The sequence below is a fragment of the Mongoliitalea lutea genome, assembly GCF_014652135.1.
GTDB lineage: Bacteria > Bacteroidota > Bacteroidia > Cytophagales > Cyclobacteriaceae > Mongoliitalea > Mongoliitalea lutea.
On the sequence record NZ_BMYF01000035.1, the window covers coordinates 1 to 14495 of the forward strand.

12 protein-coding genes and 1 rRNA gene are annotated in these 14495 nt (G+C 38.8%); 12 read left to right on the top strand and 1 reads right to left on the bottom strand.

Features of this window, described 5'->3' with window-relative positions; all coding sequences use genetic code 11:
* Positions 1 to 367: 367 nt before the first annotated feature.
* The 6 genes from IE080_RS18865 to IE080_RS18890 all read left to right on the top strand — a co-directional run bounded on the left by IE080_RS18865 (position 368) and on the right by IE080_RS18890 (position 8747).
* Positions 368 to 1468 carry a DUF4221 family protein gene (locus IE080_RS18865; RefSeq protein ID WP_189586579.1) on the top strand — a complete coding sequence of 367 codons (1101 nt, stop codon included), beginning with the start codon at positions 368 to 370 and terminating at the stop codon, positions 1466 to 1468.
* A gap of 193 nt (positions 1469 to 1661) precedes the next feature.
* Positions 1662 to 2828 carry a hypothetical protein gene (locus IE080_RS18870; protein WP_189586582.1) on the top strand — a complete coding sequence of 389 codons (1167 nt, stop codon included), beginning with the start codon at positions 1662 to 1664 and terminating at the stop codon, positions 2826 to 2828.
* Positions 2829 to 2868: 40 nt separating this feature from the next.
* A complete protein-coding gene (locus IE080_RS18875) occupies positions 2869 to 3864 on the top strand; it encodes an adenosine kinase (RefSeq protein WP_189586584.1) in 996 nt (331 codons plus the stop codon).
* A 692-nt stretch (positions 3865 to 4556) separates the two neighbouring features.
* Positions 4557 to 5882, top strand: a complete 1326-nt coding sequence (locus IE080_RS18880; protein WP_189586587.1) for a M16 family metallopeptidase — start codon at positions 4557 to 4559, stop codon at positions 5880 to 5882.
* 33 nt (positions 5883 to 5915) lie between these two features.
* Entirely contained in the window at positions 5916 to 7958 is a 2043-nt protein-coding gene (locus IE080_RS18885) for an insulinase family protein (protein ID WP_189586590.1), read from the top strand.
* Between the two features lie 66 nt (positions 7959 to 8024).
* Complete coding sequence (locus tag IE080_RS18890; RefSeq protein ID WP_189586592.1) at positions 8025 to 8747, top strand: LolA-like protein; 723 nt, start codon at positions 8025 to 8027, stop codon at positions 8745 to 8747.
* 30 nt (positions 8748 to 8777) lie between these two features.
* On the opposite strand, the gene IE080_RS18895 is transcribed toward IE080_RS18890, so the two are convergent.
* A complete protein-coding gene (locus IE080_RS18895; RefSeq protein ID WP_189586595.1) occupies positions 8778 to 10427 on the bottom strand; it encodes a M61 family metallopeptidase in 1650 nt (549 codons plus the stop codon).
* 138 nt (positions 10428 to 10565) lie between these two features.
* Here IE080_RS18895 and rpmH point away from each other — a divergent pair, with 138 nt between their 5' ends.
* The 6 genes from rpmH to IE080_RS18925 all read left to right on the top strand — a co-directional run.
* The gene (gene rpmH / locus IE080_RS18900) at positions 10566 to 10724 is read left to right on the top strand and encodes a 50S ribosomal protein L34 (RefSeq protein WP_189586598.1); all 159 of its coding nucleotides are present in this window, start codon (positions 10566 to 10568) and stop codon (positions 10722 to 10724) included.
* A gap of 45 nt (positions 10725 to 10769) precedes the next feature.
* Positions 10770 to 11174 carry a ribonuclease P protein component gene (gene rnpA / locus IE080_RS18905; RefSeq protein WP_189586601.1) on the top strand — a complete coding sequence of 135 codons (405 nt, stop codon included), beginning with the start codon at positions 10770 to 10772 and terminating at the stop codon, positions 11172 to 11174.
* Positions 11155 to 12816 carry a S41 family peptidase gene (locus IE080_RS18910; protein ID WP_189586604.1) on the top strand — a complete coding sequence of 554 codons (1662 nt, stop codon included), beginning with the start codon at positions 11155 to 11157 and terminating at the stop codon, positions 12814 to 12816. The genes rnpA and IE080_RS18910 overlap by 20 nt, the downstream gene beginning before the upstream one ends.
* A 3-nt stretch (positions 12817 to 12819) precedes the next feature.
* Complete coding sequence (gene tsaB / locus IE080_RS18915) at positions 12820 to 13512, top strand: tRNA (adenosine(37)-N6)-threonylcarbamoyltransferase complex dimerization subunit type 1 TsaB (RefSeq protein WP_189586607.1); 693 nt, start codon at positions 12820 to 12822, stop codon at positions 13510 to 13512.
* Positions 13509 to 14021: a DUF2480 family protein gene (locus tag IE080_RS18920; protein ID WP_189586610.1), complete on the top strand. Its 513-nt coding sequence runs from the start codon at positions 13509 to 13511 to the stop codon at positions 14019 to 14021. The genes tsaB and IE080_RS18920 overlap by 4 nt, the downstream gene beginning before the upstream one ends.
* A gap of 375 nt (positions 14022 to 14396) precedes the next feature.
* Positions 14397 to 14495 (top strand): 16S ribosomal RNA (locus IE080_RS18925); the annotation flags it as partial.

Below are 14495 nucleotides of genomic sequence, written 5' to 3' on the forward strand. Positions count from 1 at the left end.
AACATAGGGGCTTACTTTTCATTCATAACAGAAAGAGTAGCTATATTTATTCCTTTCAAACAATTTTCACTAATGGCCGACTTTAGTCGGACACTAGTGATTTTATATAAAATATATTGATTATGAAAAGAGCACTCATTGGTTTGATATTCGCTATGTGCATATCTGTACCAAACTTATCAATTGCTCAGGAATCTGTAGAGGATCCGGGTTTTGGGGATGTTAAATTGAGACAAATGTTTTGTAGTTCTCTAAAACAAAATTGGGCATGTAGGTATTTGTCTGAAGGATTAGATTGTCCTTTAACACATACTACTAGTTGTTAATGGTTTTTAATAGGGAGAGATTTCTCTCCCGACTTTATTTTATGCGAATTTTACTGTCTTTTTATTGTGTCATATTGTTGGTTTCTTGTCAATCCAGCGTAAAAAGTGATTTTGATTTAACCCTTGAGGTGTCGAGTTATCCTTTAGACGGAGCTGCTTACATGATTTTTGATATGCCAAATCATGTTAACAGTGATACGTTAGTCAGTTTTGATCCCAATCAAAGAAAAGTTGTAAAAATCCCTCTTTTGGGCGGAACTCCCACTGAAAGAAGTCTTTTATTTGATTTCGATATGTATCCAAATACTTTTTACTATATCAATTCCGATTCTCTATTGTTCTCAACTGGAGATATTTTATTCCTTACTGACCAAAGTGGTAACCAATTCCATAGTGTCAGGTTATTTAAAAATCTTGATGCAATAAAAGCGGAGGTTTACACCGAATTTCCCTACGATGGATTCTCAGACCATTTATTTTATGATGAGAGTTCACAATCTGTTTTGTATTATTTCGCAAAGAGAAGCCAAGTAGAAAAAAGAAAGGTATTTGGTAAAATAGATGTAAGATCAGGTGATTGGGAGAGCCTTCCCATTTATCATCCAAAGGAATATACAGGTGTTCCATTGAATTATACCACGTTCCCAAGTGTAACAGGGACTTCGAATGGGTTGGCTTATATATATTCCATTTCCCCTACAATTGTCAGTTATGATGCTCCATCCAAAAGTCAAAAGGAAATCCTGATAAAAAGCTTTGAAGGTAAGCAGCATGCAGAACCACAGACCAACAGAGATACTTGGTCAACAAGTTACTTTGAAGAGTGGGTTCTTTCGTCTCCTAATTACTTGAAGCTTATTTATGACCCTTACAGGAAAGTTTACTATCGCTTTTCTCAATCTGCATTGAACAGGTCAGCTGATGGGGAAGATTACTACACTTTTTTAGTGAAAAACAGAGAAGTGTATTTGTCTATTTTGGATGAGGAGTTTAATCTTATGTACAATCAAATGCTTCCCAAAGGGAAGTATGATCCGACAAAGAGCTTTGTTTTTTCAAAAGGATTATGGATACCTTTAGAATTGACCACTTTGGAAAAGGAAGATGGGCTTTATGGGGATTTATTTCAAATAGTTAAATAGGTTGTTTTCATCCAGTACCATTAGCTAACGGTAAATCAATAGTGGATATAGCGTCATTTGAGCAACTGTTCAAATGTGCATGGTCTATCCAAGTTGGCTACTTCTTCAGGTGATTTTCCATTGACTTCACATTTCAACCTTCGGACTATCGGATTATATGCTTATTTTTGGCCTTCCTAACCAAAAGTAATGCATGAAAATTGTTGAAGTAAGCAATCCAGGTCAACAAAAAGAGTTTTTGGAAATGGCTGTAAGGCTATACAAGCATGAGAAAAACTGGATACGTCCCCTCGATAAGGATATTGAAGGTTTATTCCATCCAGAAACCAATAAGTTGTTTCGATTAGGTGGAAAGGCCAAGCGTTGGTTGTTACTCAATGATACGAATGAAACGATCGGGAGAGTTGCTGCTTTTCTTCATCCAAAGTGGAAAGAAGAGCAACCTACCGGAGGTTTAGGTTTTTTTGAATGCATCAATCATCAGGAAGCAGCTTTTCTTTTATTTGATACGGCTAAAGCTTGGTTGGAGTCAGAGGGGATGGAAGCGATGGATGGTCCTGTCAACTTTGGTGAGCGTGACAAGTGGTGGGGCTTACTCGTGGAGGGTTTTTCTCCTCCTAACTACAATATGCCTTGGAACTTTCCTTATTACAAGGACTTTTTCGAAGCTTATGGATTTCAGATTTACTTCAAGCAATTCACCTATATGCGTCCTGTGCAGGGAGTGGGGTTTGATGAGAAAATGGTGGCTCGAGCCAATGAAATCCTGAAAGAACCTGATTTCCAGTTTAGACACATGGAAGGGAAGGAGTTGAAAGAAAAAGCTCCCCAATATTTTATGGAAGTCTACAATAAGGCTTGGGCTAGGCACATGGGGAAATCATTGACATTGAAAGAAACACAGCTAATGTTTGGGAAAATGAAGCCCATCATGGATCCCAGGCTGATTTATTTTGGATTTTACAAAGGTGAACCAATTTCATTTTTCATCAATATTCCGGAAATCAACCAAATCTTCAAGTATGTAGATGGGAAGTTGGGCCTTTGGGGGAAAATTAAATTTCTCTATAATAAGACCTTCAACCCCCCCAATAAAATGTTGGGGTTGGTTTTTGGTGTCATTCCTGAGTTTCAAGGAAAAGGAGTAGATTCTGCCATGATTATGGCATACAATGAGAAATTTGCACGGCATGATTGGTTTACCTACGAGACGATAGAGATGAACTGGATAGGGGATTTCAATCCCAAAATGATGCGTGTCTGTGAGCAACTGAATGCCACAATTTATAAGACGCATCATACCTATCGATATTTGTTTGATAGGTCAAAGCCATTCAAGCGGCACAAGATATTTGAATAATCAGAGGCTTTCCTCTTTTGAAAGTGAATAACAAATCTATATGAAAAAATACGATGTAGTAGGTGTGGGTAACGCCTTAGTAGACATAGAATTTAAAGTAAGCGATAAATTCTTTGAGGATAATCAGGTAGAAAAAGGTTTGATGACCCTGGTAGATGAGGAGCGTCAAAATTCCTTGATGAGTGTTATCAACACCAAAGAAGCTAAAAAGCAATGTGGTGGATCGGCTGCTAACACGGTAATTGCCGTAAGTCAGTTTGGAGGGAAGTCTTACTACTGCTGTAAGGTTGCCAATGATGAATTGGGACACTTTTATTTGCAGGATTTGGCTGATTCGGGTGTCGATAATAATCTTCAAGCAGATAAGTTGGAGGAAGGTATCACCGGGAAATGTTTGGTGATGGTTACGGATGATTCCGAGCGCACGATGAATACGTTCTTGGGGATTACTCAGAATTTTTCAGTTGCTGAGGTCAATGAAGCGGCTATCAAGGATTCCAAATACTTATTTATAGAAGGGTATTTGGTAACCTCTCCCAATGGGAAAGAGGCGATGATGCATGCGAAAAAAATTGCAGAGGAAGCAGGTACTAAGGTAGCGTTGACATTCTCAGACCCTGCTATGGTGAAGTATTTCAAAGATGCTTTTGAAGATGTAATTGGTCCAAGCGTAGATTTATTGTTTGCCAATGAGGAGGAAGCTTTGTTGTTTACAGGAAAAGAAACCTTGGCCGAAGCAAGAGAAGAGATGAAAAAGGCTGCAAAACATTTTGTTATCACACAGGGGAAAAACGGAGCTATAATTTTTGATGGAGATACCTTTATCGATATAGAACCTTACAAAACTGTCGCTGTGGATAGCAATGGGGCAGGAGATATGTTTGCTGGTGCATTTATGTACGGAATCACCAATGGTCACAGCTATGCATCGAGTGGCAAGTTGGCTTCTATGGCAAGTTCTAGAATCGTCAGTCAGTTTGGTCCTCGTCTCAAGTGGCATGAGGCTAAAGAGATTTTGACAAAATTGAATCCATAAACCTGGGACACATTGCACTAGTCATGATTAGCTGTCTTTTATTAAAGGCAGCCAATTTTATTTTCACCAAAATTCAGTTTATAAGGAAAAGTAGTCAGAAAAAATAGCTAGTTTTTGGTGTTTAGATTCATTCTATTAATCGCTAATAGTTGACTTTAATTGAAACTATCGAAGTCAATTAATACAAAACAAAGGTTTTTTTTCATTATTATTGTAGCATTGTCAATTTAAACGTTTAATTTTTTTTCACACTGATTGATTTTAAAATCCATTTTATATTTTAGTCTTTCCAAAGTCACTAATAGTTTCGCTTTAAGAGCGGTACACGAGTTTATTTGTTCAATAGTAAAATAAAAAGGAATGAAGTCTGTTGCTAAAAAAAGAGAACGATTGCTGTGGATCGGCGTGATAATCATGGTTGCAGGTGCTGCGCTCTATTTTTCAGGAGTATATCATGATTTTATGGAAGGTTGGAAAAGTGTTCAATGTGATCCTTGTCCTTAGGAATCTTTCATTAGGAAATCAAGACTCTTAATACTTGTTAAAACATGAGTCTTTTGAACAATCTGGTATAGTTTTGAACAATTATTGATGCTCAACTCATATAATTTCAAAAATATTGTTCGATAACGGACGATTAAACAAAATTAATTCAAATAAGTACTAATTCTATAAACCTAAATTTATCATATATGCGAAAGTTTACGCTTTTTTTCTCTCTGGCCTTTTTGGTGAGTTCACTCAGTTGGGCTCAGACAAAAATCGAGTTCAAGGAGATTACCTTGGACAATGGTCTGCATGTCATCATGCATCAGGACAACAGTACACCGATCGTAGCGGTGTCGGTATTATATCACGTAGGGTCTAAAAATGAGCGTCCTGACCGTACTGGTTTTGCGCATTTCTTTGAGCATTTATTGTTTGAAGGAACAGAGAATATCCCGCGCGGTGAATACATGAATAAAATTCAGGCGATTGGAGGTACCTTAAATGCTTTTACTTCTAACGACATCACCTATTACTATGAGATTGTACCATCCAATCAATTGGAGACAGCCTTGTATATGGAGTCTGAGCGTATGCTACATCCAAAAATTGACCAAATTGGTGTGGATACACAGCGTGAAGTAATCAAGGAAGAAAAAAGACAGTCTTACGATAACCGTCCTTATGGAACGATTCTTCCGGAGACGATGAAGCGTGCGTTTGAAAAACACCCGTATCAGTGGCCTGTAATTGGTTCCATGGAGCATTTGGATGCGGCACAGCTTCAAGAGTTTATGGATTTTCACAAAGCTTACTATGTACCAAATAATGCGGTTTTAACTATCGCAGGTGATATTGATTATGCACAGGCAGAGGAGTGGGTGAGAGCTTATTTTGAAGAAATTCCAACAGGACCTGCGGATTTTTATAGACCCAATATAACGGAACCTAGAAAAACACAGGAGACTAGAGACATTGTCTATGATAATATCCAAATTCCTGCGATCATCCAAGCATACAACTTGCCAAAGAAGAATCATCCTGATTCTTATGCGATGTCCATGCTATCTACCTATTTGACCGGAGGTAATTCTTCTCTGATGACCAAAGAATTGGTGGATAAACAGCAAAAAGCATTAGCTGTAGCTGCTATTCCATTGGATTTGGAAGATGGTGGTGTATTCTTAATGTATGCTATTACCAATATGGGAGTTGAACCCAAGGATTTGGAAGATCAAATGGATGGTTTATTGGCTCAAGTACAGAAAAATGGTATTTCTGAAAATGATTTCTTGAAGTTGCAAAATATCATTGAAAACAATATCGTCAGCCAAAACAGTTCTATGGCTGGTATAGCGCAAAACTTAGCAGAAGCAAGAGTATTCTTTGGGGATACCAATTATATCAATAATACCCTTGAGCAGTACAGAAAAGTGACCCGTGAAGATCTTCAGCGTGTAGCAAATGAGTATTTGACATTGGATGGTAGGGTAGTATTGTATTATTTACCGAAATCAGCTCAAGGAGAATAATAAATCAACGCAGGTTTTTAACGAAAGAAAGACATGAAAAAACTATTTATATTCATTTTACTTGCTGCATTTGCCAATTTAGCCGTAGCACAGATTGATCGCTCCCGTTATCCAGATCCCGCGCCAGCGCGTGAAATCCAATTGGGGAATGCAGATTCCTTTACCCTTCCAAATGGATTAAAGGTATTCGTAGTGGAAAACAATAAATTACCAAGGGTAGCCTTCTCTTTGGTTTTGGATAGAGATCCGATTCTAGAAGGAGATAAATCCGGAATGTTGGGCATGTACGGAGACATGAAAATGGGCGGAACTAAAAACCGTACTAAGGATCAATTGGATCAAGAAATTGACTTCATTGGTGCGAGTATCAGTGCAGGAGCATCTTCTATTTTCGGATCTTCCTTGAAGAAGCATCAGGATAAATTACTCGAATTAATGAGTGATATCATGTACAATCCGGTATTTCCTCAAGAAGAATTGGACAAGTTGAGAAAGCAAGCGATTACAGGTCTTGCTGCTAGTAAAGATGATCCAAATGCAATTTCTAGCAGATTGGCTTCTAAACTAAACTTTGGTTCTGATCACCCTTATGGAGAAGATGAAACGGAGGCTACATTGAACAATGTGACAGTAGACGACTTCAAAGCATACTACAATACGTATTTCAAGCCAAACATTGCATACTTAGCAATCGTGGGGAATATCAATAAGGCAGAAGCGCAACAATTGGTCAACAAATACTTTAGCAAATGGGAGAGAGGTACAGTGCCTTCCAAAAGCTATGCAAAGCCAGCTGCCCCAGAGCAGTCATTTGTAGCGTTCGTGGATAGAGCAGCATCTGTTCAATCAGTAGTGAACATCACTTATCCGATGGAAATGCATTTGACAAATCCAGACTATATTGCTTCAAGAGTCTTGAACTATATTTTGGGTGGGGGATCTTCTTCTAGATTATTCATGAATTTAAGAGAGGACAAAGGCTATACTTATGGAGCGTATTCTTCCATAGGTTCTGATAAATTGGTTACAAGCTTCCGTGCCAATGCCAGTGTGAAGCAAACAGCTACAGATTCGGCTATTGTAGAAATGGTCTATGAAATCAGAAATCTACGAGATAATGGGATTACAGAGGAAGAATTGATTGCTGCGAAAGCCAATTTGAGTGGTTCATTTGGTAGATCTTTAGAGTCTCCTTCTACTATCGCCAACTTTGCTATCAACACGGAGCGTTACAATTTGCCAAAGGATTTCTACAGCACTTACCTACAGCAGTTGAATGCCTTGACAGTTGAAGATATCAATGCTGCGGCAAAGAAATATCTGAAACCGGATAATTTGTACATTACGGTAGTAGGTAACGGTGCAGAAATAGCGAACTCTTTACTTGCATTCGGAGAAGTGAAACGATTCACCAACACGGGTGAGCCTGAGCGTCAGATTGCCATGTCCGAGGATATCACAGCTCAGGATGTGATTGATGCATATATTGCTGCAATCGGTGGTGCAGCTAATGTTCGAAATATCAAAACCTCCAAGGTTGAGTCAGTAGCGGAGATCCAAGGTATGAAGTTACAAATCAATTCTGTGTTTGATGAGCCTAACCTGTCTTTCAGTCAAAAGACGATTGTGATGGGGAATGTAGCTTCCAATACAGCAGTTGTAAACGGTAAAGCGTCCGTTACTGCTAATGGTCAGGAGTTGCCGATGAATGATGAAATGGCGGAAGCTATTAAAATGAGTATGTTCCTAATCCCGGAAATTCACTTCGATGATCTTGGTTATACCTTGGTCTTGGATGGTATCAAAGACGTTGACGGTCAAGAAGCCTATAAATTGATCGTTTCAAATCCTATGGGTACTTCTCAGACACATTATTTTGCGGTGGAAAGTGGGTTGAAAATCAAAACAGAATCTGCTGAATCCGGTGAAATGACTTACAGCGAGTATAAAGAAGTAGACGGTGTGAAATATCCTATGTTGATGGTGATGAAATCTCCCATGTTGCCAATGGCTTTGGAAACTAGAGTAGAAAAAATCGAATTCAATGCAGCTGTTTCTGCTGAAGATTTTAAATAATTGAATAAAAGGGGGCGTTATGCTCCCTTTTTTGTAGCTTTAACATCTAACCTTTATTACACATTCATGAAAAAGTTTTTATCACTTTGGGTAATGGTAGCTTTCCTGGCTACACAAAGTTTTGCTTCTATTGGGGAGTCAACCGAAGCAAGTACAGGTACAGTTGAAAATGATCCAGCCTCTGTTATTGCTAAGTATATTCAAGCGGTAGGTGGTGCGGAAAATGTGGCTAAGATCAAAAATTCGATCATGGTCATGGAAGCAAGCTTGCAAGGAGCTACGTTAGTTATGAAGACAGTTGCTGACAGTGAAAATCATCGTATGATGCAGGAAACCTCCTTTATGGGAAATGTTGCATCTAAAACTATCTTTAAAGATGGAAAAGCTAAAGCAATGGCTATGGGTCAAGAACAAGCCATTCCGGATGAAATGGCAGAAATGTTGAAAATTCAGACCTATGCTTTCCCAGAAACTCAATATGAGGCTATGGGGTACACCTTAGAGCTTCAAGGAACAGAAAAGATCAAAAAAGAAGATGCTCATAAACTGATTATAACTGCTCCCAATGGAATGAAAACAGTTGAGTACTACTCCGTGGAGTCCGGTCTAAAATTAAGGACAAGTTCTGAGGCTACAGGCGATATTACATATGCTAATTACCAAGAAAAAGATGGTGTCAAAATTCCGATGAAATTGACTATCAAAAGTCCAATGCTTCCAATGGAGTTGGAGACTGTTGTAAAGGAAGTTTCTTTCAATTCAACTTTGAAAGATTCTGACTTCAATTAAAAAAAAAGGCCTCTTCGGAGGCCTTTTTTTTTAATTGATTTTTTCCCACTTATCACGAACTGTAGTGCTTGTTGATATTTCTAAGTTCCAAGTAGGGAAGTAAGTATTTTCTTCAAGCGGGATTTCTAGGATAAGCTTTCTTCCATAGCGTTGAATAGTAGCGAATATTTTTTTTGATGCTTCATCCGTGTTCCAGTCCAAAACCTGATCCTTGAGCATACACTCATGAATTGCTGATGAATCAGGATGAATGCTGATGATAGATTGGGAGGAATCAATGATAATTCCCGCTTGGTGCCGTAAAGGATTGTTGGGATAATTTTCACTGAGATTAACTCCAATGGTAGCTAAGGCGGTTTTTAAAAATGGGATGATATCGGTTTTCCCCAGGATTAACTCTTGAATAATCTTTTCTATATCTGTTGTTGAATTTCCGTAAGCTCTAAGTACATCCAAGAAGTCTTTCCAGGTATACCCAATGCCCTCTTTCCCATATTCATTCCAGAGTTTTCGCATCATTGCTTGCAAGCTGCTTCCATTTTCCACGAGACAAACATCCAAGCAGAAGCTTATCAAAGCCCCTCTAGTATATATGTTAACTTTCTTGTGAGGAATTCCTGCCTTGTATCCATCTATCCACAGATCAAAACTGGATTCCACAATGGATTGATTCCTCCAACCAAAGCTTTCTGACTCTTTTTGAATCTGTTTGCGTAGTTCATTCAAATATTGCTCCAGTGAAAAGTAGCCTGACTTAAGTAACATCAAATCTCCCATGTAAGTGGTAATCCCCTCTAAAGCCAATCCCTCGGAGAGATACACCTCTTTGGAAAGGTCATAGGGGCTAATGCCTCTTGGTCGTATTCTACAGACATTCCAAAAATGATAGAGTTCATGCGAGCTTACACCTATTAATTCCTGCATTTGTTGGGTTTCTTGTAAAGATTCATCAGGTCCAAAAGTGATGACAGTAGAATAACGATGCTCTACCCCATGGTAATGCTTGTATGGCAGTAGCTGGTACATGAAATGGTATGTTGCAGCCGGGAAATCACCAAACCCTTGAATCTGTGTTTCACTAAATTCTTTTAACGTCTGCAAAAAGTCAGGTACGTCAAAATAGATTTTTCCTTGAATCCAAACCTTGAAAAGAGAGGTGCCGATTTGGTACGAAAACGCTTGAAGAGTAGGGGAAGCAATGAGGGGGCTGTCCATTAACTCTTGATAATTTTTAGCTTTCAAGGTGGTGCCATGGATTGGAAGTGCACAGGCGATAGAATAATCTGAGGGGATATCTAGGTTTACAGTGATGGCCTCTTCCGAGCGCCCAAGTAGATCAAATGCAAAATTGCTAAAATTGAGATACAACTGTTCATCATCTGACCAACTCCCTCCGGCATCCATTTGATTGCAAAAATATTCGTACTGAATGAGAACTTCATTAGCGCTGTTTGGGAAGACTTCCCAGCAATCTTTGGAAGTTTTTTTAAAGGGAACAGGATTCCCTGCTTGAGTTGCCTGGAAAAACCGGATATTTTGTGCGTAATTTGCCAATTCATAGCGTCCCGGCCTCCAAGCGCCCAATTGTAGCTTCAAACATTCTCCTTTGGAAGAGGAAATGCTTAGGCTAACTTGGATAAATTGACTTGGGATTGCCTTTCGTTGGATATGATAATGCATGATTTGTTGGTCAGATTCAAACAAAAGTAATTCACAGGTTTGTAAATAAAAAAAAGCTATCTATCTTTGCAGTCCTTTTGTGGGAATCCTCAATTGGACATACTCGGAATCGAATAAATTGTATAAAAGCATAGCGTCATGAAAAGAACATTTCAACCTTCTCGTAGAAAAAGAAGAAACAAGCACGGATTCAGACAAAGAATGTCTACTGGTAATGGTCAGAGAGTGATCAGATCTAGAAGAGCTAAAGGAAGACATAAGCTAACTGTATCTGACGAAAAAACGTTGAAGAAGTAATTCTAGCCTGACTTTTCGTACCTTAGATACGTGAACGTTGATGCTATGAATACTAAACTTCCCAAGTCAGAGAGGTTACATGCTCAAAAGTCAATAAAGGAACTTTTTGATAAAGGTTCCTCTTTTTTTTTATATCCCTTCAAGGTTTTGGTGCATGAGTTTCCTTCTGATGAGATGAAAGCACCGCAAGTACTCTTTTCAGTTTCAAAGAAGAAAATCAAAAAAGCAGTACAGCGAAACCTCGTCAAGCGCAGAATACGAGAGGGGTATCGGTTGAATAAACATATTTTAACAGCTCAAGCTGGGACAAATCAACTAATTGGCCTAATTTTCGTTTCTTCTGAAGTAATGCCTTTTGATGTAATCCAGCACAAGCTCATCAAGGTACTTCAAAAAATCAATCATGAACAACCGCCTGCCAAGCAAACCCATGCAAAAGTTGACAAATAAAAGAATAATTACTGGTCTGCTGATTTTGGTCATATCAGCACTCACTTTTTCATTTGTAATAAAAAATGACAGACTGTTTACCATAGCCAAAAATCTGGATATTTTCGCCGCCCTTATCCGGGAATTGGATTCCTACTATGTAGATGAAATTGATGTGGAGGAGTTGGTAACCATTGGTATCAATGCCATGCTTGAGGAATTAGATCCGTATACTGAATTTATACCGGAAGAAAACTCAGATGATTTCCGATTATTGACTACCGGTGAATATGGAGGTGTTGGTGCATTGATTGGAAATCGTACAGGTGTAAATATGATTTTGATGCCCTATAAAGGATTCCCTGCCCAAGCTGGAGGTCTTCGTGTAGGTGACGCAATTTTGCAAGTAGATACGGTAAATGTAATCTCCAAAAGTACGGCTGATATTTCCAGGCTATTGAAAGGTCCTGCAAATACAGAGGTTTTTGTAAAGGTGAAAAGAGGAGACGATACGCTAGGAGTGACTTTGACAAGAAGGAAAATTGTCATCAGCAATGTGCCATATTATGGTAAGTTGGATGATAAAACTGGTTATATCAAGTTGAGTGATTTTACTACCAATGCAGCAGCAGATGTTAGGAACGCGCTTATTGATTTGAAATCTCAAGGAATTGAGCGATTGGTGTTGGATGTTCGTGATAATCCTGGTGGGATTTTGAAAGAAGCTGTCGAGATTGTCAACCTATTTATCCCAAAAGGCAGAGAGGTAGTCCGTACAGTGGGTAAAATGCAAAATGCCAATTCAGTTTATAAAACCACCAAAAGTCCCCTTGACAAGGATATTCCATTAGTGGTGTTAATTAATGAGCGTTCTGCTTCTGCTGCCGAAATTGTAGCGGGAGCATTGCAGGATTATGACCGTGCTGTTCTCGTGGGAAGAAAGACCTTTGGTAAAGGCTTGGTTCAGACAACAGTTCCTTTGTCTTTTAACTCTCAAATTAAGGTGACTACTGCGAAGTACTACATCCCAAGTGGACGATGTATACAGGCCATTGACTACAGTAAAAAGGATGAAAACGGTAACTCCAACTCCATTCCTGATTCACTTAGAAATGAGTTTACCACAAAAAATGGCAGGATTGTTAGGGACGGGGCAGGTATTGAACCAGATAAGATGATCGAATCCCGAACATTTGCGCCAATCACCTTTAGCTTGGTGGCGAGAAATCTTGTGTTTGATTATGGGAACAAGTTTTTCTTAAAAAATGAAGAAATTGCGGCACCTTCTAAATTTGAAATAGATGATGCCATGTATGCTGATTTTGTAGCTTGGTTAGAGGATAAAGAATACGATTACACTACATTCTTGGAGCGATCCATTGAAGACTTGGAGCGATATGCAAAAAGAGAGCGTGCCTATGATAAAATCCAAGATGAAATCGAGCAATTGAAAACTAAGATCAATCATAGCAAAGAGCAGGATTTAATGACATTCAAAGATGAAATCAAGAGTGCCATCAGAGAAGAGATTGTTTCCAGGTACTTCTATCAAGAGGGTGTTGTTGAATCTTCCTTAAGATGGGATGAAGATGTAAAGCTTGCGCTTGAAATCCTGAATTCTCCTCAACAGCTATCTACCTTATTGACTGCAAGAACAAAATAAGTTATGGCATTGATACTTTCCATTGAGACTGCTACCCAAGTATGTTCTGTGGCTATTCATAAGGATGGAGCATGTCTGAATATCCTTGAATCCAATCAGGAAAATGCACATGCTAGGCAATTAATGCTTAGCATAGAACAATTACTCAAGCTAGAAAATATTACATCCAGCCAGTTGGATGCCATCGCTGTTTCAACGGGCCCGGGTTCTTATACGGGTCTTCGAATAGGAGTCTCTGTTGCGAAAGGTTTAGCATTTGCTTTGGACAAGCCAGTGATAGCTGTCGATACCCTACAAGCATTGGCACAAAGAGCCAAGCCTTACATTGCGGATGAAAATACGTGGATTGTTCCCATGATCGATGCAAGAAGGATGGAGGTTTACACCGCTGTATTGGATCCAAATATGAATCTTGTTGAAGAAGTTCATCCACTGATTTTGGAGGAAACTTCTTTCCAGCAGTATTTGGAGCAAGGAGAAGTACACTTTTTAGGCGATGGTTCAAGTAAGTTTCAAGAACTGATTCAACATCCCAATGCCCGCTTTCATGTAGAGCAAAACTCTGCTGCTTCCATAGGTGTGTTGGCCTATGAGAAATTTCTCCGTCAAGATTTTGCTGATTTAGCCTATTTCGAGCCGAACTACTTAAAAGAGTTTAGGGTTTTAGCTTCAAAGAAGAATCCTTTATTCCTATGAGTGAAATTATCAATCGAGTTGCCAATAGTCCTATCCGAACCATTGACTTAGAAGATTTCTATGATAAGCGAGATCGGGTGATATTTGATCTAAAACCTTTTTTATTTCAAGAGCTAATCTTAAAAGAAAAGGATTTTCGAGAGGCTTTGAAGGCAATGGATTGGTCTCAATACAAAGGGAAGGCAGTTGCTATCACATGTACAGCAGATGCAATTGTCCCTAATTGGGCATTCATTCTAGTGGGAACCTACCTTCAGCCACTTGCAGTACCTTTTGTAATTGGGGGACTAGATAACTTAGAGCAGTACTTATTTGATCAAGCCATTCAGTCTTTAGATGTAGCTGTGTATGCCGACCGTCCAGTCGTAATCAAAGGTTGCAGTAATTATCCCTTGCCTTTATATGCTTATGGTAAGGTCCTGGGGATGCTTCAAAGCACTGCTAAATCTATTATGTACGGGGAGCCATGTAGTACGGTTCCTTTGTATAAAAAGCCTAAGGAAAATTAGTGGCCTTGTTTCCAGCTTTTTACTAAAATCTTTCATTTTTTTTAAATGAGCTGTTTGGTAAATACGGGAACTCATACTAAGTTTGCAATCCCAAATGAGGGGAAAGAGAGTAAAAGTTGACAGTCGATAAGGGTTAAAAAAAGAGAAAAAATAAATTTTAAAAAAAAAATGTTTTTTCTTTTTGATTTGAAAAATCAACCTGCCATATTTGCACTCGCATTTGAGGAAAAGACCTCGAACAAAGCTTCAACGAGAAGCAAATGTTCTTTGAAATAGTGAAGACGAAAGAAAATTAAGCAAGCAAGATTCTATTCTTGCACCTGAGATTCTATAGAAAATAAAATGACTATAGGAATATAAGTCGGAACTAACTTTACAATGGAGAGTTTGATCCTGGCTCAGGATGAACGCTAGCGGCAGGCCTAATACATGCAAGTCGAGCGGCAAGTTGAGTAGCAATACTTGACCTAGAGC